Here is a 17,876-nt window from a genome sequence, read left to right as displayed (position 1 = left end):
TTAGATCGTGTTTACTCCGCGCGCACCGCGACCCGCCGCGCGAGCAGGTACATCTCGCATCCGAGGCAGTACCCGAAAGCGGCATTGAGGAACGCGGCCGCCAGGGCCGCGCCGGTCGCGGCGAGGCCGAGCCAGTGCGGCCCCAGGGCGAAGCCGGCCAGTCCGACGCAGGCGAACGCGAGTCCCACCGCCTGGGCGAACCGCGGCGGTTGCGGCGCCTCGAACTCCGTGGGCGGCCCGATCCGGGGGCGGACGGCCGTGCGGAACACCCAGCCGTAGGGCGACCGCCCCGGCCCGCCCGTCGCGCCGAGCGCGAACGCCAGAGTCTGCCAGGCCAGCAACCAGACGTTCCCGGTGATCAGAACGACCGCGAGTACTACGGTCGTCACGGCGGCCCCGAAGCGCGGGCCCCTCGCGTCGATGTCCATGAATCAAGCATTCCGCATGGGAGACGATTGCCGGGACCGGGAATCTTTGCAGTCTCGTGAACGCTGGAGCGACAGATGGCCGGACTGGTGGTGTGCGTGGCGGTGCTCGCGGCGGCGAGCGCCTTCGGAGTGCTGCAGCGGCGGCGGAGCGGGAGGGTACGGGTGCGCGGGCGGGACGACGGCAGACGGATCGGGGCGGACCGCCTGGGCGGTGAGCTCGGCGAACGCGCCACGCTCGTACAGTTCTCCAGCGCGTTCTGCGCGCCCTGCCGGGCCACCCGCCGCATCCTGGGCGACGTGGCGGCGGCGGTGCCGGGGGTGGCCCACATCGAGATCGACGCCGAGGCGCGTCTCGACCTCGTGCGCGAGCTGGACATCCTCAAGACGCCGACGGTCCTGGTGCTCGACGCCGACGGCAGGATCGTTCGGCGGGCCGCCGGACAGCCGCGCAAGGCCGACGTCTTCGCGGCGCTGGGGGAAGCGGTGTGACCGTTTCGTGCGGGACGGTGAGGCATCTCCCAGATACCAGGACGCACTTGACTGCGGCCGCACTCCCTCGTCAGCCTGGCCCCATGCCTGAGGAACTCCTTCTCCACGGACGGCCCCACGTCGACCTGGGCCGTACCGCGAGCGCGTGCTGTCCCGCCCGTTGAGCATCCACGGACCCCGACGCCCCTCCCCGCAGAAGGACAACTCCATGACGGCCGTGCCCGGCCTCGGCGCCCCCAGGCTCGCCTCGCCCGATCTCCTGCGCTCCGTCTTCCGGCGGCACGCGGCCGGAGTCGCCGTGATCACCGCGGCCGCGCCGGACGGTCCGGTGGGGTTCACCGCCACCTCCCTCACTTCGGTCTCCGCCGAGCCCCCGATGCTGTCCTTCGGCATCGGCACCGGCGCCTCCAGTTGGCCGGCCCTCTCCCGCGCCCGGCATGTCGGCGTCCACATACTCGGCGAGCACCAGCAGGAGCTGGCCGCCACCTTCGCCCGCAGCGGCGCGGACCGTTTCGGCCCGCCGACCGCTTGGCACGAGGGGCCGGAGGGCGTCCCCGTTCTCGACGGCGTGCTCGCGTGGCTGGTGTGCCGCGTCGTCACCCGGGTGCCCGCCGGCGACCACCGGATCGTGCTGGCCGAGGTGGTGCTCGGAGACCCGGAGGGAGCGGGCCGCCCGCTGCTGTACCACCAGGGGCGGTTCACGGCTCTGCGGGATTGATCACTGCCGCGGTCCGCTGCGGGGTCGTCGGGTTCCGGTTACGCTGCGTTGCGAAGGTCACAGTTCAAAGCGCTTGCTTAGCGGGAACGAACTGGGTGTACTGACGAGTAATATTTCGGTCGGGAGCGCAGGCCGCCCCAACCGGGATCGGCCGCTTGTGACGCCTATGCTGCCTGGAAGAAGGCAGCCGTAACTGACGATGCAGTAGGAGAGCCGGCGTGAGCTTGAGGATCGTTGTCACTGTGAAGTACGTGCCCGACGCCACTGGCGACCGGCACTTCGCCGATGACCTGACCGTCGACCGGGACGACGTGGACGGTCTGCTCTCCGAGCTCGACGAGTACGCGGTCGAGCAGGCGCTGCAGATCTCCGAGAACTCCGACGACGACGTGGAGATCACCGTTCTCACGGTGGGCCCCGAGGACGCCAAGGACGCGCTGCGCAAGGCGCTGTCGATGGGCGCCGACAAGGCGATCCACGTCGAGGACGACGACCTGCACGGCACCGACGCCATCGGCACCTCCCTGGTGCTGGCCAAGGCCATCGAGAAGGCCGGCTACGACCTGGTGATCTCCGGTCTGGCCTCCACCGACGGCACCATGGGCGTCGTCCCGGCCCTGCTGGCCGAGCGCCTGGGCGTCCCGCAGGTCACCCTGCTCTCCGAGGTCTCGGTCGAGGACGGCACGGTCAAGGGCCGCCGCGACGGCGACGCCGCCTCCGAGCAGCTCGAGGCGTCCCTGCCGGCCGTCGTGTCGGTCACCGACCAGTCGGGTGAAGCGCGTTACCCGTCCTTCAAGGGCATCATGGCGGCGAAGAAGAAGCCGGTGGAGTCCTGGGACCTGTCGGACCTGGACCTGGAGGCCGAGGAAGTCGGTCTCGAGGGCGCGTGGACCGCGGTCGAGTCCGCGACCCAGCGCCCCGCCCGCACCGCGGGCACGATCGTCAAGGACGAGGGCGAGGGCGGCAAGCAGCTCGCCGAGTTCCTCGCGGGCCAGAAGTTCATCTAAAGGCCCCTTGCCGACCGCCCCTCAACTTCGTTTCGCAGGAGAGCAAATCCCATGGCTGAAGTCCTCGTCTACGTCGACCACGTGGACGGCGCCGTCCGCAAGCCCACCCTGGAGCTGCTGACGCTGGCCCGCCGCATCGGCGAGCCCGTCGCCGTCGCGCTGGGCGCCGGTGCCGAGAGCACCGCCGCCGCGCTGGCCGAGCACGGCGCCGCCCGGGTCCTCACCCACGACGCCTCCGAGTACGCCGACTACCTCGTCGTGCCGAAGGTGGACGCGCTGCAGGCCGCCGTCGCCGCCGTCTCCCCGGCCGCCGTCCTCGTCCCGTCCTCCGCCGAGGGCAAGGAGATCGCCGCCCGCCTGGCGCTGCGCATCGGTTCCGGCATCATCACCGACGCCGTCGACCTCGAGGCCGGCGACGAGGGCCCGGTGGCCACCCAGTCGGTGTTCGCCGCGTCCTTCTCGACCAAGTCCCGCGTCTCCAAGGGCATCCCGGTCATCACCGTGAAGCCGAACTCGGCCGCGGTCGAGGCCGCTCCCGCCGCCGGCGCGGTCGAGGCCCTCGCCGTCACCTTCTCGGCGCAGGCCACCGGCACCAAGGTCACCGGCCGCACCCCGCGCGAGTCGACCGGGCGCCCGGAGCTGACCGAGGCCGCGATCGTCGTCTCCGGCGGCCGCGGCGTCAACGGCGCGGAGAACTTCGGACTCATCGAGGCCCTCGCCGACTCGCTCGGCGCGGCCGTCGGCGCCTCCCGCGCCGCGGTGGACGCCGGCTGGTACCCGCACACCAACCAGGTCGGCCAGACCGGCAAGTCGGTCTCGCCGCAGCTCTACATCGCCAACGGCATCTCCGGTGCGATCCAGCACCGCGCCGGCATGCAGACCTCGAAGACCATCGTCGCCGTCAACAAGGACGCCGAGGCCCCGATCTTCGACCTCGTCGACTACGGCGTCGTCGGCGACCTCTTCGACGTCGTCCCGCAGCTCACCGAGGAGATCAAGACCCGCAAGGGCTGATCTCGCGGCGGTCGACAGGACCGCGCCAGGCCCCCGTGACCTCAAGGTCGCGGGGGCTTCGCTCATCCCATGGTCAGCGAGGCCCGTACCGGCAGATGGTCGCTCGGGTACTGACCGTTCAGGCTGAAGGCGTCGGTCCACTCCCGCTGGACGCGCACGCCGGGCGTCGCGAGGATCCAGTCGATGCGGCTCCCGTTCGGGGTCAGCGCCTTGTACCCGTGATACGTGGCGTACGCGTCGCCCCGCGTGCGCGCCGTGTCCCAGGTGTCCACCAGTCCGGCGGCGAGCAGCCTGTCGTACACCGGATTCTCGTGCGCGACGGTGTTGAAGTCGCCGGTCAGCAGCAGCGGCAGCGCGGGGTCGAACCGGGAGATCCGCGCGGCGATGAGCGCGGCGGAACGTTCGCGCGCGTACTGGCTCGCGTTGTCGAGGTGGGTGTTGAGCACGCAGAACTGCCGCCCCGCGGCCAGCAGATCGCGGAAGCGGACCCAGGTGACCATACGGGGATGTCCACCGCCCCAGGTGTTGGAACCGCGCACCTGCGGGGTGTCGGAGAGCCAGAAGTGCCCGTACTCGGCCGGGACGAGCCGGCGTGTGTCGTAGAAGACGGCCACCGCCTCGTCGGGGCCCACGCCCCGACTGGTCCCGATCCAGGCGTAGTGCGGTCCGAGGTCGGCCTCGATGTCCAGCAACTGCCGCGGGCGGCCTTCCTGGGTGCCGATGACGTGCGGGGCCGCCCGGTGCAGCAACTCCCGCATCACGGGACGCCGGACGGCCCAGCTGTGGGGCCTGCGCGCGGAGGCGAAGCGCAGGTTGAACGTCATGACCTCGAGCGGAGGGAAGGGCGCCGGCCGGAGCAGCCCGCCCGGCAGGCTCTCCTGTCGGGCGGCGGACGCCCCCGCCGTGCCGATCAGCGGGACGGCGGCCAGGGCCGCCAGCACGGTCCTCAGTCCCGCCCGCCGGGTCGTCCTGCCGCTCCTCGTCATGCGTCCCCCTCGTCTCCGCTCCCACGCGCCCCGTGAGACAGGATGAACGGGTGAACTGTTGTACGGAAGAGGGCGTGGGTGCGGCGAGAGGTGCGCGGGACCCTGCCGTGGACAGGGTGTTGACCCGCCGGAAGGCACCCGGATAACTTCATTCTACGGATTGTTGATTCCGTACAGCGGAAAACTGGAGGATGTGGAATGGGCCAGGGCCAGCAGGAGACGGTGGCGACGAGCCTCGCGGGCGCCGTCAGCGAGAAGATCAGCGCTTCCCTGGCCCCGGTCGACGCCGAACTCGACCGCCGCTATCCCGGCGACCCCGGCACGCGCCAGCCCGTCCACACCGTCTACGTCCCCGGCGACGTCTTCGACGGCGACACGATCCGCTCCTGGGGCGACCTGGCCCTCGCGGCCCTCGACGAGCACGCCCCCGACGCGGCCTCCTTCGCCGCCTGCCTCGGCCTGTCCGACGACCTCGCCGAACCCGTGTACGCGCGCGTGCGGGCCAAGCTGGAACGCGAGCCCGTCGAAGACCTGCGGGTCGACTTCGAGGACGGCTACGGACCCCGCCCGGACGCCGAGGAGGACGAGGCGGCCGCCCGGGCGGCCCGGCTGATCGCGCGGGCGTACGCCGAGGGCGCCGCCGCCCCCTACATGGGCATCCGCATGAAGTGCATGGAGGCCGCCGTGCGCGACCGGGGCATCCGCACCCTCGACGTCTTCCTCACCGGCCTGGCGGACGCCGGCGGCCTGCCCGGCGGCCTGGTCCTCACCCTGCCGAAGGTGACGTACCCGGAACAGGTCACCGCCATGGTCCGGCTCCTGGAGGCCTTCGAGCAGGCCCGCGGCCTGACTCCCGGCCGCCTCGGCTTCGAGATCCAGATCGAGACCAGCCAGTCCATCCTCGCCTCCGACGGCACCGCCACCGTCGCCCGCATGATCCAGGCCGCCGAGGGCCGCGCCACCGGACTGCACTACGGCACCTTCGACTACAGCGCCTGTCTCGGCGTCTCCGCCGCCCACCAGGCGAGCGACCACCCCGCCGCCGACCATGCCAAGGCGATCATGCAGGTCGCCGCCGCGGGCACCGGCGTGCGCGTCTCGGACGGCTCCACGAACGTCCTGCCGGTCGGCCCGACCGCACAGGTCCACGACGCGTGGCGGCTGCACTACGGCCTCACCCGCCGCGCCCTGGCCCGCGCCTACTACCAGGGCTGGGACATGCACCCGGGCCACCTGCCCACCCGCTACGCGGCCGTCTTCGCCTTCTACCGCGAGGGCTTCGTCCAGGCCGCCGAGCGCCTGTCCCGATACGCCGGCCGGGCCGGCGGGGACGTGATGGACGAGCCGGCGACCGCCAAGGCCCTCAGCGGTTATCTGCTGCGCGGTCTGGACTGCGGTGCGCTCGACCCGGCCGAGGTGAGCGAGGCGACCGGGCTGACCCGGCCGGCACTGGAGGGCTTCGCGGCGCCCCGCCGGGGCGACCTGACGGCCTCCGCGCAGTAGGGCGCCGGCCGCCCGGCACCGGCACGCGGACGGCTGACGGCCGGGCGGGGCGCGCCCCGCCCGGCCGTCAGCCTCAGGCCCGGCTACTGCGCGGGAAAGGTGTACGGGGTCGTGATGATCTCCATCCCGTGCCCCGCGGGATCCATGAAGTACACGCCCCGGCCGCCGTGGTGATGGTTGATCTCACCGGGCTGCCTGCCGTGCGGATCGGCGAAGTACGCGATCCCCGCCCGCTCGATCCGGTCGAAGGCGGCGTCGAACTCCTCGTCCGAGACGAGGAACGCGTAGTGCTGCATGACGATCGACTCCGCCGGGACGGCGGCGAAGTCCAGGGTGACTCCGTTACCCGTGGCCACCGGGACGAACGGGCCCCACTCGGCCCCGACTTCGAGTCCCAGGATGTGGGCGAGGAACTCGGCGGACTCGCGGTTGTCACGGGAATGGACGATGGTGTGGTTCAACTCGACTGACATGTGTGAATGCCTCCGTAAGGCAGACTCACGGGCGCCTCCATGCCTCACCCGGCCGGTGACCGACACGCGACGCCGTTCGATCACCCTAACGGACGTGCAGGTGCTCCAGACCGGACGCGGTCACCCACTTCTCCTGTGCGAACACTCGCGTGCCCTGCTCGCAACGCCGTGCGTCGGCCCGGGCCCGGGCGCAGAACTCTTCCGGCGTGGCGCCGAACAGCCGCCGCAACTCGGACGACTGCGAAAGGAGTTCCGTGAGCAGGGCGCGCTGCCCGGGATGACGGCGCGGAACGCCGGAGCCGTCATGCAGCACTCCGTGATGATTCACGTAGGCGAACGCGTCGAGGAGTGCCTCGCCGTCCTCCAGCTCGACCCGGAAGCCGGGCGCCGGCAGCACGACCCGGTCGTAGTTCGGCTCGGTCGCGTCGAGGACCTCGAGCTGCCCGGCGTCCAGCCAGATGACGAACAACTCCACGGTGGCGGCGGGAGCGTGGACGGGAGACGCGGACACGTATCCGGCCCGGCTGATGTGCGCCGACACCCCCACCTCCACGCCCGTCACCCGCGCCCTCGTCATCGGGACGGCGGCGGAGACGTCGAACGCGGCCAGCTTGTGCCGTAGTTGGGCGGGGCTGGCGTTGGATCCGACGGCCACCACCGGGGTCCGGCCCGGATGCCTCAGCCGCTCCAGCGGCAGCCACTCGTCGCCGTCGAGCAGACCGGACCCGGCCGGCCACACTCCCGGATAGCTCAGCGGGCGGTCGCGCGGCGCCTCGGCGAGCCCCAGCGCCTCCAGAGTGCGGCGCGCGCCGCGGGCGTCCACGACCGTCTCACTCCGCCGGCGGCAGCTCACCCGAGCCGCGCGCGACGAGCCGGGTGGGCAGTTCGATCCGCTCGGGCGCGAGCACGGTGCCGTCCAGCTGCCGGAACAGGCGTTCCGCGGCGGTACGCCCGAGCGTGACCGCGTCCTGGGCGACCACGGTGACACCGGGCTGCAGCAGGTCGGCGAGCTCCAGGTCGTCGAAGGCGACCAGCGCGGTCCTGCGGGGCTGCTCGGCGAGCACCCGGATCACGGTGACCGTCACCCGGTTGTTGCCCGAGAAGATCGCCGTCACCGGCGCGGGCCCGGCCAGCATCTCCTCGGCCGCCCGGCGCACCCGCACCGGATCGGTCGCCCCCAGGGACATCCAGGCGTCCTCGACCGGTATCCCCGCGTCCTCCATCGCCGCACGGTAGCCGCGCAGACGTTCGGCGGCGGTGTGGATGCGCGGCATGTCGCCGATGAAGCCGATCCGGCGGTGCCCGTGCGCCAGCAGATGGGCCACGCCCTCCCGGGCTCCTCCGAAGTTGTCCGACAGGACGCAGTCGGCGTCGATCCGCCCGGCGGGCCGGTCCACGAAGACCGTGGCCACCCCCGCCTTGATCTCGGGCTCCAGGTAGCGGTGGTCGTCGCCGGCCGGGATCACCACCAGTCCGTCCACCCGCCGGGCGCAGAGCGCGAGCGCCAGTTCCTGCTCACGGTCCGGGTCCTCGGCGCTGGAGCCGTTGATGAGCAGCGTCCCGTGCGCCCGGGCCACCTCCTCCACCGCGCGGCTGAGCTGCCCGTAGAAGGGGTCGGCCAGGTCCTCCAGGACCAGCCCGATACTGGCCGTGCGGCCCTTGCGCAGCACCCGCGCGCTGTCGTTGCGGCGGAAGCCGAGCGCGTCGATGGCCTCCTGGACACGCCGTTCCGTCTCCGGCGTGACCCCGGGCTCGCCGTTCACCACGCGCGACACGGTCTTGAGGCCGACCCCGGCACGAGCTGCCACGTCCTTCATGGTGGGACGGTTGCCGTAACGATTCTCTGGCCGGCGCTGCGTCTCGGGCACGATGCTGTGTCCTGTCCTGTCGGTCCACGGGGGCGGTCACGCACGATTTCCACAGAATGTTGCGCGCGAGGGGTGCGTGACGCCTGGGTCTGTATGAGGATGTGGCGTCGAGCATAGAGCCTGGACAACGTTGTCAACGGCGGGGGACACTGTCCGTCGCAAACTCCGGCCCGCGTCCCCAGTCGCTGGACCGGCAGCTCTTTTCCATGGTGGACGGGGAGAACCCAGACTGATGCAGACCGACCTCGTGGCCGCGCTGGACATCGGCGGCACCAAGATCGCCGGAGCGTTGGTGGACGGCTCCGGAGCGATCCTGGCCCGGTCCCAGCGGCCCACGCCGGCGCAGGAGAGCGGCGACACCGTGATGCGGGCCGTCGAGGGGGTGCTGGGTGAGCTGACCGCGTCCCCCCGATGGGAGCGCGTCCACGCCGTGGGCATCGGCAGCGCCGGCCCGGTGGACGCCTCCGCGGGCACGGTCAGCCCGGTGAACGTGCCCGGCTGGCGGGACTACCCGCTGGTCGAGCGGGTCCGGGCGGCCACCGGAGGGCTGCCGGTCGAACTGATAGGCGACGGCGTCGCGATCACGGCGGCGGAGCACTGGCAGGGCGCCGCGCGCGGCCACGCCAACGCGCTGTGCATGGTGGTCTCCACCGGCGTCGGAGGCGGCCTGGTCCTGGGCGGCCGGCTGCACCCGGGACCCACGGGCAACGCCGGCCACATCGGCCACATCAGCGTCGAACTCGACGGCGACGCGTGCCCGTGCGGAGCGCGCGGCTGCGTGGAACGCATCGCCAGCGGCCCCAACATCGCCCGACGGGCGCGGGAGAACGGCTGGCTGCCCGGCCCCGACGGCGATGTCTCCGCGGCCTCGGTGGCCGCCGCCGCCCGAGCGGGCGACCCGGTCGCCGTGGCCTCCTTCGAACGGGCCGCCCAGGCCCTGGCCGCCGGCATCGCTGCCACCGCCACCCTGGTCGAGATCGACATCGCGGTGATCGGCGGCGGGGTCGGCAAGGCGGGCGAGGTGCTCTTCGCTCCCTTGCGCCGGGCCCTGCGCGACTACGCCACCCTCTCCTTCGTCCGGCGTCTGACGGTGACGCCCGCGCAGATGGGCACGGACGCGGGCCTGGTGGGAGCGGCCGCCGCCGCCCTGGCGGCGACCGGAGCGGGGGTCGGCGCCACGGCGGCGCGGGTCTGACGGGAGGAAGCGAGGCGAAGCAGGAACGTTCCGGCGTGCGTCCTCGGTGCTGGTGCTGGTGCTGGTGCTGGTGCCCGCGTGTGGGGGTGGGCGCGGGTGTCGGTGTCCGGGTGGGTCCGTGCGGTCCTGCGGCGCGGCGCGGCGGGCCTCAGCGAACGCCCACCCCTGCCGCGACGAGCGGGTCCCAGCCGCTCCGGGCGGGGATGTCCTCGCGGGCCGCACGCCAGGCCGCCGGAACACCCGCGGTGCCGGTGCGGGCCGCGACGACTCCTCCCACGACGGCGCAGGTGGTGTCGCGGTCGCCCCATCCGCCGACGGTCTGCCACAGGGCCTCGGACAGGTCGTCCAGATGGCCCGCGGCGCACCAGAGGGCGAACGGCACGGTGTCCGCAGCGGAGATGAGCCGGCCCGACCCCAGCACGGACGCCGCATGGCGCACCGACGTGTGCCCGGGCAGGCCGGCCGCCACCAGCAGCCCGGAGCGGACGTCGCCGTCCGCCAGACGACCGGCCACCTCCCGCAGGAACTCGGCGCGCGGCGGGACGTCCCGGCCCTCGAGACCGGCCGCCAGCGCTGCGGCGACGGCCACCGCCACCGCGCCCGCGACCGCCTCGGGGTGGGCGTGGGTCACGAGTGCGGACAGCCGGGCCTGCTCGCGGGCCGCGTCCGGATCGCCCCGGAACCAGGCGCCGAGCGGGGCGACCCGCATGGCGGCGCCGTTGCCGTGCGAACCCTGCCCGCCGAACTGACCGGTGGTCACCGCGCGCCAGTCCTCGCCCTGGGCGACGCGCCGCAGCACGCCGTGCATGGAGGGGCCGTACTTGCGGCCGGGGTCGCGGCCGTACTCGGCGGCGAACTCGCCCGCCAGTTCGCCCGGCCTGACCTCTCCGTGGGCCGTCAGATGGGCGAACAGCACGCAGGCCATCGCCGAGTCGTCCGTCCACGGCCAGGGCGCGGGCCGCGGCTCGCGGGCCGCCCACAGCTCCTCGGCGGGCTCGTCGGAGCGGGTGAACCAGGCGTCGCCGAACGCGTCCCCCGTCACGAGCCCGTCCAGGCTGGCGTGGGCGTGAGGCGGGCCACTCATGACACAACTCCCATGACACAACTCCTCGGTGACGTCGGCGACCACGGCATTCTCACCGCCGGCCAGCGGGCCGCGCGAACGGATTGCCGGACGGGCGTGACTCCGGGCCCGCCCGCACAGTTGATCCGCGCATGAAGAAGCGCAGCATGCTCGCCATCGCCTCCCTCGCCACCGGCTTCGTCGTCGCCGCGATCAGCCCCTCGCACGGCCTGGCCGCCGACGACCTCGACGGACTGAACGTCAACGACACGCTCAGCTCCCTCGACCACACCCTCTCCAGCGACAGCCTCGCCGTGGACGACGACGCCCTCGGCCAGGCCGGCTGACGGACGCCCCCAGAGCCATGACGCCGGCGCCCCACCGCGAGGGGCGCCGGCGTCGGCACGTCCCCGGGCTCTCAACGCGAACTGGTTTCCGTGGCAGGGTGGAACGGGCAAGCCACAGGGGGCCAACAGAAGAGGGGGAACCGTGACCGTCGTCTGGATCAACGGCGCGTTCGGTGCGGGAAAGACGACCACCGCACGGGAACTGATCGACCTGATCCCGAACAGCACGCTCTTCGACCCCGAGGTCGTCGGCGCGGCGCTCCCGCACCTGCTGCCGCCCAAGCGTCTCGCCGAGGTCGGTGACTACCAGGACCTGCCGATCTGGCGGCGACTCGTGATCGACACGGTGGCCGCGCTCCTCGCCGAACTGGGCGGAACCCTCGTCGTCCCCATGACCTTGCTGCGGCAGGAGTACCGCGACGAGATCTTCGGCGGTCTCGCGGCCCGCCGCATCGCTGTCCGGCACGTGCTCCTCGCTCCGGCGGAAACGATCCTGCGCGAGCGGACAGCCGGCCGGGAGATCCCCGCCGACCTCCCCGCCGACCAACCCGACGGCGAGATACGGGTGCGGCAGTGGTCCTACGACCACATCGAGCCCTACCGCGCCGCCCTCGCGACCTGGCTCACCGCCGACGCCCATCCCGTCGACAACGGCGTCCTCACCCCCCACGAGACCGCCCTGCGCATCGCCGAGGCCGTCGGCAGCGGCGCCGCGTCCGCCTGCGACATCGTGCAGACCCCCGAGCCCACCGCCGAGACCCTGGCCGCCGGGGTGCTCCTCTTCGACGACCGGGACCGGGTGCTGCTCGTCGACCCGACCTACAAGCCCGGCTGGGAATTTCCCGGCGGTGTGGTGGAACCCGGCGAGGCGCCCGCGCGCGCGGGCATCCGCGAGGTCGAGGAGGAGACCGGGATCCGGCTGACGGACGTCCCCCGGCTGCTCGTCGTCGACTGGGAGCGGCCCGCACCGCCGCGCTACGGGGGCCTGCGCCTCCTCTTCGACGGCGGCCGACTCGACGCCGCCGCCGTCGAAGGGCTGCTGCTGCCCGGCCCCGAGCTGCGTGCCTGGCGCTTCGTGACGGAGGAGGAGGCCGCCGTCCTGCTGCCGCCGGTCCGTTACGAGCGACTGCGCTGGGCGCTGCGGGCCCGTGAGCGCGGGGCCGCCCACTACCTCGAAGCGGGCGTTCCGCAGGGGTGAGCGCGGCGGTCGGACCGCGACGCGCCCCGCCCCCGCAACGACGCCGCCGGGAACGACCTTGCGGCCCTCGCCCGAGACGGCCCAGCCGTCCTGGTCACGCGCTGAGCAGCCGGTAACCGCTTTCCGTCAGCCTCTGAGCCGGCAACCGCATTCGACCGGCCTCTGGAGCTGGCAACCGCATTCGACCGGCCTCTGGAGCCGGGAACCGCATTCGGCCGGTCTCCGCGTCGGGAGCCGCTTTCCGCTGGCTTCTGGTCTCTGAACCGCTTTCCGACACTTCTGCTTGCGGAACCGCTTTCCGCGCGTTTCTGGTGCGGCAACGCATTCCGTCCGCCTCTGCGCCCGGAACCGTTTTCCGTCGGTCCTGTGCTTTCCCTGTGCTCGGAACCGGTTTCCGCCGATCTCGTGCACGGAACCGCTATCCGCCGGTCCCTGTGCTCGGAACCGGTTCCCGCCGATCTCGTGCACGAAATCGCTATCCGCCGGTCCCTGTGCCCGGAACCGCTATCCGCCGGTCTCCGTGCCCGGAACCGTCTTCCTTCGGCCCCTGTGGCGGGATCCGCCTTCGGCGGCCCCGCTCGCGCGGAGCGCTGTGCGACGGCCTCGGGGCCGTGATGTCGGCGACCGTGGCGTAGCGGTCCGTCGGTGAGCGGGCTGCCGCCCAGTGGCCGGCGACCACTGGGCTGCCGACGTGACGTGCCCGGGTGAGGAGACTCTCCGGCACCAGCCTTCGCACCGGTAGGCGCCCTTGCGCGGGCAGGCCGCGCCCTCGTCGCCCCCGTCGGTATCCGTACCCGGCGGATCAGCTCGCCGCGTACCGGCGCAGGAACAGGGCCTCCGCCACGGACAGCCGCTCCAGCTCCTGCGGGGACACGCTCTCGTCGACCGCATGGATCTGCGCCTCGGGCTCACTCAGGCCGATCAGCAGGATCTCCGCCTGCGGATAGAGACCGGCGAGGGTGTTGCACAGCGGGATGGAGCCGCCCTGTCCCGCGTACTGCATCTCCTGGCCCGGGTAGGCGACGGCCATCGCCTCGGCCATCGCCGCGTACGCCGGGCTGGCGGTGTCGGCGCTGAACGCCTGACCCTGGCCGATCTGCTCTGTGCTCACCCGCGCGCCCCACGGGGTGTGCGCCTCCAGGTGAGCCTGGAGGAGCTTCGTGGCCTCGGCGGCGTCGACGCCCGGCGGCACACGCAGGCTGATCAGCGCGCGGGCGCTCGCCTGCACGGACGGCGTGGCCCCGACGACCGGCGGGCAGTCGATGCCGAGCACCGTCACGGCGGGACGGGCCCAGATGCGGTCCGCGACCGTGCCGGAACCGATCAGGCCGACGCCGTCCAGCACCTTGGCGTCCTGGCGGAACTGCGCCTCGTCGTACTGCAGGCCCTCCCACCGCGAGTCGTCGGTGAGGCCGTCGACCGTCGTCGAGCCGTCCTCGGCGCGCAGCGAGTCCAGGACGCGGATCAGCGCGCCCAGCGCGTCGGGGGCCGCGCCGCCGAACTGGCCGGAGTGCAGATTGCCCTCGAGGGTGTCGATCCGCACCCGCAGCATGGTCATACCGCGCAGGGTGGAGGTGACCGTCGGCAGACCGACGCGGAAGTTGCCCGCGTCGCCGATGACGATCGCGTCGGCCGTCAGCAGGTCGGGGTGCTCCTCCGCGTACCGCTCCAGGCCGCCGGTGCCCTGCTCCTCGGAGCCCTCGACGATCACCTTGACGGTGACCGGCACGCCGCCGTTCGCCTTGAGGGCGCGCAGCGCGAGCAGGTGCATGATCACGCCGCCCTTGCAGTCGGCGCTGCCGCGGCCGTACCAGCGGCCGTCCCGCTCGGTCAGTTCGAAGGGCGGGCTGGTCCACGCGGCCTCGTCCAGTGGCGGCTGCACGTCGTAGTGGGCGTAGAGCAGGACGGTCCTGGAGCCGGCCGGGCCGGGCAGGCAGCCGTAGACCGACTGGGTGCCGTCGGGGGTGTCGAGCGCGGTCACGTCCTGGAAGCCCTCGGCCCGCAGGGCCGCCGAGATCCATTCGACGGCGCCCTCGCTCTCGCTCCTCGGGAACTGGTCGAAGTCCGCCACCGAGGCGAATGCCACCAGTTCGGTGAGCTCCGCCCGCGCCCTGGGCATCAGCGAGGCGACGGTCTCGGCGACCGGATTCGACGACATGGGCACGCTCCTTGTGGGTGCGACGTTGTACAGGGTGGCACTGGTCCGTTCGAGGGACCGTGCGAGCGTACGCGCCTGCCGGGTGGGGGCGCGCACGCCGCCGATCCTGCCACAGCGGACCGTCATCGGACCGTGACGATCTCCGCCGTAGGATGCGGGGAGACAGGTGCGGCAAGCGGCTTGATCGGGAGCAGTAGACCATCGTGAGCAGCCAGAACTCTGCGGCGGACGACGAGAACTCTTCGGCGGACGACGCCCGGCAGGTGTGGGACGTCGTGGTCGTGGGCGCGGGACCCGCGGGGGCTTCGGCCGCCTACGCGGCCGCGGTCACGGGGCGGCGCGTGCTGTTGCTGGAGAAGGCGGAACTGCCCCGCTACAAGACGTGCGGCGGCGGCATCATCGGCCCCTCCCGGGATGCACTGCCGCCCGGATTCGAGTTGCCGTTCCGCGACCGCGTCCATGCGGTGACGTTCTCGAACAACGGGCGCTTCACCCGGACGCGCCGCTCCCGGCAGATGTTGTTCGGGTTGATCAACCGGCCCGAGTTCGACCAGCAGCTGGTCGAGCACGCCCAGAAGGCGGGCGCCGAGCTGCGCACCGGAGCGACGGTGCAGCGCGTCGAACAGCACGGCTCGGCGGTGCCGGACCGGCGCTCGGTCGCCGTCGTCCTGCAGGGCGGCGAGACGCTGCTGGCGCGCGCGGTGGTCGGGGCGGACGGCAGCGCGAGCCGGATAGGAGCGCACGTCGGCGTCAAGCTCGACCAGGTGGACCTCGGTCTGGAAGCGGAGATCCCGGTGCCGGACACGGTCGCCGAGGACTGGAAGGGCCGGGTCCTCATCGACTGGGGTCCGATGCCGGGCAGTTACGGCTGGGTGTTCCCCAAGGGGGACACGCTGACCGTCGGCGTGATCTCGGCGCGTGGCGAAGGCGCGGCCACCAAGCGGTACCTGGAGGACTTCGTGGGGCGGCTCGGCCTCGCCGGGTTCGAGCCGAGCATCTCCTCCGGTCATCTGACCCGCTGCCGGGCGGACGACTCACCGCTCTCGCGCGGGCGGGTGCTGGTCTGCGGGGACGCGGCGGGGCTGCTCGAGCCGTGGACGCGCGAGGGCATCTCCTTCGCCCTGCGCTCCGGCCGGCTCGCGGGCGAGTGGGCGGTGCGGATCTCCGAGGCGCACGACGCGGTCGACGCCCGCCGCCAGGCGCTGAACTACGCCTTCGCGGTCAAGGCGGGTCTCGGCGTGGAGATGAGCGTCGGCAAGCGGATGCTCGCCGCGTTCGAGCGCCGCCCGGGGCTCTTCCACGCGGCGCTCACGGGATTCCGGCCGGCCTGGCGGGCGTTCACCGACATCACGCGTGGCCGGACGACGCTGGGTGAACTCGTCCGGTCCCACCCGATGGCCCAGCGCGCGCTGACCGCGATGGACCGGCGGATCGCGGCCACGACGGAACCGGTGCCGGCGCCGACGGCCGACGAAAGCGGTTCCTGACGGTTTCCGTCAGCGGCGGCCGGTGACCGCGATCCGGAAGACCGGGTGGTCGGGGGCGATTCGGCGCAGTTCGGCGTCGGAGGAGTCGGGGCCCACCCCGTTGAAGAAGACGCCGACCTCGGCTTTCCAGCGCTTGAGGTAGGCGCGAAGCAGTGGCGGCTTGTCGTCGTCGGCGACCTCGGTGGCCGTGAACTCCTCCACGGCTCTGCCGAGGTGGAGCTCACCGCCGCCCGCCGCGCGCATGTTGTGCGTCCACTGGACGTGGCCGCGCGGGGCGAGGAGGTAGTGCTGTCCGTCCACGGTCAGCAGGTTCACCGGGGTGGTCCGCCAGGCGCCGCTCTTGCGGCCGCGGACCGCCAGCACCCTCGACCCCCACACGCTGAGACCACGACGGGTCAGCCAGGCCACGGCACGGTTGAAGACGTTGACGGTGAACCAGCCGGGCTTCTGCACGTGGGTCGACATGGTGGCTGCCTCCTGAGGCGGAAAGTGTGAGCACTGCTCTCGCTGCTGACGAGTGTGCCCGAGCGTGGTGGGCCATGGCAAGAGCGGTGCTCTCTTTTCTGGGCGCTGCTCACGGTTGTGTGCACCGATCCGGTTTCGTGGGACACTGCGGACATGAGCAGCGACACCGTTCGAGGCGCACGGGCCCGGGCCAGGGCCGAAGTCACCGCCGCCATCAAGGAGGAGGCCCGCAGACAGCTGGCGTCCGAGGGCGCCGCCAAGCTCTCGCTGCGCGCCGTGGCCCGCGAGCTCGGCATGGTCTCCTCGGCGCTCTACCGGTACTTCCCGAGCCGCGACGACCTGCTCACCGCGCTCATCATCGACGCCTATGACTCCCTCGGCGAGAGTGCGGAGGCCGCGCACACGGCCGTTGCGGGTGCCGAGCCCCTGGAACGCTGGGTCGCGGTCGGTGAAGCGGTGCGCGCCTGGGCGCTGGCGCATCCGCACGAGTACGCACTGATCTACGGCTCGCCGGTGCCCGGCTACAGCGCCCCTCAGAGCACCGTCCCCGCCGCCGCCCGGGTCGGCCTCCTCTTCATCGGCATCGTGCGCGACGCGCGCCGCGAGGACCGGCTGGACGTGCCACTCCTGATGGACGACCTGGTCCCCGAGGCGGTGCGGATGGCGACGGACCTCGCGCCCGACCTCCCGCCGGGAGTGGTCGCCGCCCTCGTCGCGGCCTGGGCCCAGCTGTACGGGCTGGTCGGGTTCGAGCTCTTCGGGCAGTTCCACCGCGTCGTGGAGGAACGTGAGCCCTTCTTCCGGTATGCGGTGACCCGCCTGGCCCGCGAGGTGGGCCTGCGCTAGTCGGGTGCGCCGGGCCGAGTGGCCGGGGGGCGCGGGCCGGGGTCGCCCAGAGCCGTGAAGTCGTGCACGAACCGGGGCAGCAGGCGGGCCAGCGCGTCCCGGTCTGCGGCCGGCCAGGCGGCCATCGCCTCGGCCACCATGCGGTGTCGGAAGTCGTGGATCCGGGCGAGTGCGGTCCTCCCCTCGGCGGTGAGGGCGAGCAGGGAGCGCCGGCCGTCGTGCTGGTCGGCCACCCGGCGCAGCAGGCCTGCCTCCAGGGCCTGGGCGGCAAGCCGGCTCGCGCGGGGCTGGTCGACTCCGAGGGCTCCCGCGGCCTCCGTGACGGTGAGGCGTCCGCCCTGTTCGGCGGCGGCCTCCACCGCGTCCAGCAGGTCGAAGACGCCGTCGGGCGGCCCGGACCGATCGTCGGCGCGCTCGCCGCGACGCTCGGACAACCGGGCCAGGTTGCGGCGCCGTTGAGCGCGGCGCAGGGCGACCACCGCCCGCTCGATGGCCGCGGTGTCGGCGCCGGGCTTGCCGTCCATCGGCCCTCCTGTGCATAGTCGAAGACAACTGTATGTCATATTACATGGGAATGGCGGAGGGTCGGAGAGTCGCATGACCCTGTGCCTGTGAACCAGTCCGAGACCGC

The 17,876-nt window shown here is 72.7% G+C and carries 20 protein-coding genes; 11 read left to right on the top strand and 9 right to left on the bottom strand.

Annotation, left to right across the window (positions count from 1 at the left end):
- Positions 1-11: 11 nt before the first annotated feature.
- Positions 12-428: a DUF4395 domain-containing protein gene (locus ACH4ZA_RS26415; protein ID WP_398431950.1), complete on the bottom strand. Its 417-nt coding sequence runs from the start codon at positions 426-428 to the stop codon at positions 12-14.
- A gap of 75 nt (positions 429-503) precedes the next feature.
- Between ACH4ZA_RS26415 and ACH4ZA_RS26410 the strand changes: the two genes are divergently transcribed.
- From ACH4ZA_RS26410 to ACH4ZA_RS26390, 5 genes are all read left to right on the top strand, one after another.
- Positions 504-917: a TlpA family protein disulfide reductase gene (locus tag ACH4ZA_RS26410; RefSeq protein WP_398431949.1), complete on the top strand. Its 414-nt coding sequence runs from the start codon at positions 504-506 to the stop codon at positions 915-917.
- Positions 918-1,000: 83 nt separating this feature from the next.
- Positions 1,001-1,081 carry a putative leader peptide gene (locus ACH4ZA_RS26405; protein WP_351688193.1) on the top strand — a complete coding sequence of 27 codons (81 nt, stop codon included), beginning with the start codon at positions 1,001-1,003 and terminating at the stop codon, positions 1,079-1,081.
- A gap of 44 nt (positions 1,082-1,125) precedes the next feature.
- Positions 1,126-1,635: a flavin reductase family protein gene (locus ACH4ZA_RS26400; protein ID WP_398431948.1), complete on the top strand. Its 510-nt coding sequence runs from the start codon at positions 1,126-1,128 to the stop codon at positions 1,633-1,635.
- A gap of 218 nt (positions 1,636-1,853) precedes the next feature.
- Positions 1,854-2,642, top strand: a complete 789-nt coding sequence (locus tag ACH4ZA_RS26395) for an electron transfer flavoprotein subunit beta/FixA family protein (RefSeq protein ID WP_107447524.1) — start codon at positions 1,854-1,856, stop codon at positions 2,640-2,642.
- A gap of 51 nt (positions 2,643-2,693) precedes the next feature.
- Complete coding sequence (locus ACH4ZA_RS26390; protein WP_398431947.1) at positions 2,694-3,656, top strand: electron transfer flavoprotein subunit alpha/FixB family protein; 963 nt, start codon at positions 2,694-2,696, stop codon at positions 3,654-3,656.
- A gap of 62 nt (positions 3,657-3,718) precedes the next feature.
- On the opposite strand, the gene ACH4ZA_RS26385 is transcribed toward ACH4ZA_RS26390, so the two are convergent.
- Positions 3,719-4,642 (bottom strand): endonuclease/exonuclease/phosphatase family protein, encoded by a 924-nt coding sequence (locus ACH4ZA_RS26385; protein ID WP_398431946.1) that lies wholly within the window; start codon positions 4,640-4,642, stop codon positions 3,719-3,721.
- Positions 4,643-4,840: 198 nt separating this feature from the next.
- On the opposite strand from ACH4ZA_RS26385, the gene ACH4ZA_RS26380 reads away from it, so the two are divergent.
- Complete coding sequence (locus ACH4ZA_RS26380) at positions 4,841-6,145, top strand: DUF6986 family protein (protein ID WP_398431945.1); 1,305 nt, start codon at positions 4,841-4,843, stop codon at positions 6,143-6,145.
- An 83-nt stretch (positions 6,146-6,228) separates the two neighbouring features.
- On the opposite strand, the gene ACH4ZA_RS26375 is transcribed toward ACH4ZA_RS26380, so the two are convergent.
- The 3 genes from ACH4ZA_RS26375 to ACH4ZA_RS26365 form a co-directional block, all read right to left on the bottom strand.
- A complete protein-coding gene (locus ACH4ZA_RS26375) occupies positions 6,229-6,618 on the bottom strand; it encodes a VOC family protein (protein ID WP_398431944.1) in 390 nt (129 codons plus the stop codon).
- A gap of 85 nt (positions 6,619-6,703) precedes the next feature.
- Positions 6,704-7,441, bottom strand: a complete 738-nt coding sequence (locus tag ACH4ZA_RS26370; protein ID WP_398431943.1) for a hypothetical protein — start codon at positions 7,439-7,441, stop codon at positions 6,704-6,706.
- Positions 7,442-7,448: 7 nt separating this feature from the next.
- Positions 7,449-8,486 carry a LacI family DNA-binding transcriptional regulator gene (locus ACH4ZA_RS26365; protein ID WP_398431942.1) on the bottom strand — a complete coding sequence of 346 codons (1,038 nt, stop codon included), beginning with the start codon at positions 8,484-8,486 and terminating at the stop codon, positions 7,449-7,451.
- Positions 8,487-8,718: 232 nt separating this feature from the next.
- Here ACH4ZA_RS26365 and ACH4ZA_RS26360 point away from each other — a divergent pair, with 232 nt between their 5' ends.
- Positions 8,719-9,681 (top strand): ROK family protein, encoded by a 963-nt coding sequence (locus ACH4ZA_RS26360; RefSeq protein WP_398431941.1) that lies wholly within the window; start codon positions 8,719-8,721, stop codon positions 9,679-9,681.
- A 148-nt stretch (positions 9,682-9,829) separates the two neighbouring features.
- Here ACH4ZA_RS26360 and ACH4ZA_RS26355 read toward each other — a convergent pair whose 3' ends face one another.
- Positions 9,830-10,765 carry an ADP-ribosylglycohydrolase family protein gene (locus ACH4ZA_RS26355; RefSeq protein WP_398431940.1) on the bottom strand — a complete coding sequence of 312 codons (936 nt, stop codon included), beginning with the start codon at positions 10,763-10,765 and terminating at the stop codon, positions 9,830-9,832.
- A gap of 131 nt (positions 10,766-10,896) precedes the next feature.
- Here ACH4ZA_RS26355 and ACH4ZA_RS26350 point away from each other — a divergent pair, with 131 nt between their 5' ends.
- The gene (locus tag ACH4ZA_RS26350; protein WP_398431939.1) at positions 10,897-11,091 is read left to right on the top strand and encodes a hypothetical protein; all 195 of its coding nucleotides are present in this window, start codon (positions 10,897-10,899) and stop codon (positions 11,089-11,091) included.
- A gap of 142 nt (positions 11,092-11,233) precedes the next feature.
- Positions 11,234-12,289, top strand: a complete 1,056-nt coding sequence (locus ACH4ZA_RS26345; RefSeq protein WP_398431938.1) for an NUDIX domain-containing protein — start codon at positions 11,234-11,236, stop codon at positions 12,287-12,289.
- A gap of 802 nt (positions 12,290-13,091) precedes the next feature.
- On the opposite strand, the gene ACH4ZA_RS26340 is transcribed toward ACH4ZA_RS26345, so the two are convergent.
- A complete protein-coding gene (locus ACH4ZA_RS26340; RefSeq protein WP_398431936.1) occupies positions 13,092-14,447 on the bottom strand; it encodes a dipeptidase in 1,356 nt (451 codons plus the stop codon).
- A gap of 203 nt (positions 14,448-14,650) precedes the next feature.
- Here ACH4ZA_RS26340 and ACH4ZA_RS26335 point away from each other — a divergent pair, with 203 nt between their 5' ends.
- Positions 14,651-15,934 carry a geranylgeranyl reductase family protein gene (locus ACH4ZA_RS26335; protein WP_398431935.1) on the top strand — a complete coding sequence of 428 codons (1,284 nt, stop codon included), beginning with the start codon at positions 14,651-14,653 and terminating at the stop codon, positions 15,932-15,934.
- Positions 15,935-15,943: 9 nt separating this feature from the next.
- On the opposite strand, the gene ACH4ZA_RS26330 is transcribed toward ACH4ZA_RS26335, so the two are convergent.
- On the bottom strand, positions 15,944-16,399 hold the full coding sequence (locus tag ACH4ZA_RS26330; protein WP_398431934.1) for a nitroreductase family deazaflavin-dependent oxidoreductase: 456 nt from the start codon (positions 16,397-16,399) through the stop codon (positions 15,944-15,946).
- Between the two features lie 153 nt (positions 16,400-16,552).
- Between ACH4ZA_RS26330 and ACH4ZA_RS26325 the strand changes: the two genes are divergently transcribed.
- On the top strand, positions 16,553-17,245 hold the full coding sequence (locus tag ACH4ZA_RS26325) for a TetR/AcrR family transcriptional regulator (protein ID WP_398431933.1): 693 nt from the start codon (positions 16,553-16,555) through the stop codon (positions 17,243-17,245).
- Here ACH4ZA_RS26325 and ACH4ZA_RS26320 read toward each other — a convergent pair.
- Positions 17,242-17,769 carry a MarR family winged helix-turn-helix transcriptional regulator gene (locus ACH4ZA_RS26320; protein WP_398431932.1) on the bottom strand — a complete coding sequence of 176 codons (528 nt, stop codon included), beginning with the start codon at positions 17,767-17,769 and terminating at the stop codon, positions 17,242-17,244. The genes ACH4ZA_RS26325 and ACH4ZA_RS26320 overlap by 4 nt on opposite strands.
- Positions 17,770-17,876: the final 107 nt, after the last annotated feature.

Origin of the sequence: Streptomyces sp. NPDC020597, from assembly GCF_044335095.1 — a bacterium.
Taxonomy (GTDB): domain Bacteria; phylum Actinomycetota; class Actinomycetes; order Streptomycetales; family Streptomycetaceae; genus Streptomyces.
Note: the sequence above shows the minus strand (reverse complement) of the source record. Positions and strands in the feature narration are given on the sequence as shown.

Bases quoted from the DNA above. Each gene is read 5' to 3' on its own strand.
- ACH4ZA_RS26415 (WP_398431950.1), bottom strand. From the start codon at position 428: ATGGACATCGACGCGAGGGGCCCGCGCTTCGGGGCCGCCGTGACGACC.
- ACH4ZA_RS26410 (WP_398431949.1), top strand. From the start codon at position 504: ATGGCCGGACTGGTGGTGTGCGTGGCGGTGCTCGCGGCGGCGAGCGCC.
- ACH4ZA_RS26405 (WP_351688193.1), top strand. From the start codon at position 1,001: ATGCCTGAGGAACTCCTTCTCCACGGACGGCCCCACGTCGACCTGGGC.
- ACH4ZA_RS26400 (WP_398431948.1), top strand. From the start codon at position 1,126: ATGACGGCCGTGCCCGGCCTCGGCGCCCCCAGGCTCGCCTCGCCCGAT.
- ACH4ZA_RS26390 (WP_398431947.1), top strand. From the start codon at position 2,694: ATGGCTGAAGTCCTCGTCTACGTCGACCACGTGGACGGCGCCGTCCGC.
- ACH4ZA_RS26385 (WP_398431946.1), bottom strand. From the start codon at position 4,642: ATGACGAGGAGCGGCAGGACGACCCGGCGGGCGGGACTGAGGACCGTG.
- ACH4ZA_RS26380 (WP_398431945.1), top strand. From the start codon at position 4,841: ATGGGCCAGGGCCAGCAGGAGACGGTGGCGACGAGCCTCGCGGGCGCC.
- ACH4ZA_RS26375 (WP_398431944.1), bottom strand. From the start codon at position 6,618: ATGTCAGTCGAGTTGAACCACACCATCGTCCATTCCCGTGACAACCGC.
- ACH4ZA_RS26360 (WP_398431941.1), top strand. From the start codon at position 8,719: ATGCAGACCGACCTCGTGGCCGCGCTGGACATCGGCGGCACCAAGATC.
- ACH4ZA_RS26355 (WP_398431940.1), bottom strand. From the start codon at position 10,765: ATGAGTGGCCCGCCTCACGCCCACGCCAGCCTGGACGGGCTCGTGACG.
- ACH4ZA_RS26350 (WP_398431939.1), top strand. From the start codon at position 10,897: ATGAAGAAGCGCAGCATGCTCGCCATCGCCTCCCTCGCCACCGGCTTC.
- ACH4ZA_RS26340 (WP_398431936.1), bottom strand. From the start codon at position 14,447: ATGTCGTCGAATCCGGTCGCCGAGACCGTCGCCTCGCTGATGCCCAGG.
- ACH4ZA_RS26330 (WP_398431934.1), bottom strand. From the start codon at position 16,399: ATGTCGACCCACGTGCAGAAGCCCGGCTGGTTCACCGTCAACGTCTTC.
- ACH4ZA_RS26325 (WP_398431933.1), top strand. From the start codon at position 16,553: ATGAGCAGCGACACCGTTCGAGGCGCACGGGCCCGGGCCAGGGCCGAA.
- ACH4ZA_RS26320 (WP_398431932.1), bottom strand. From the start codon at position 17,769: ATGGACGGCAAGCCCGGCGCCGACACCGCGGCCATCGAGCGGGCGGTG.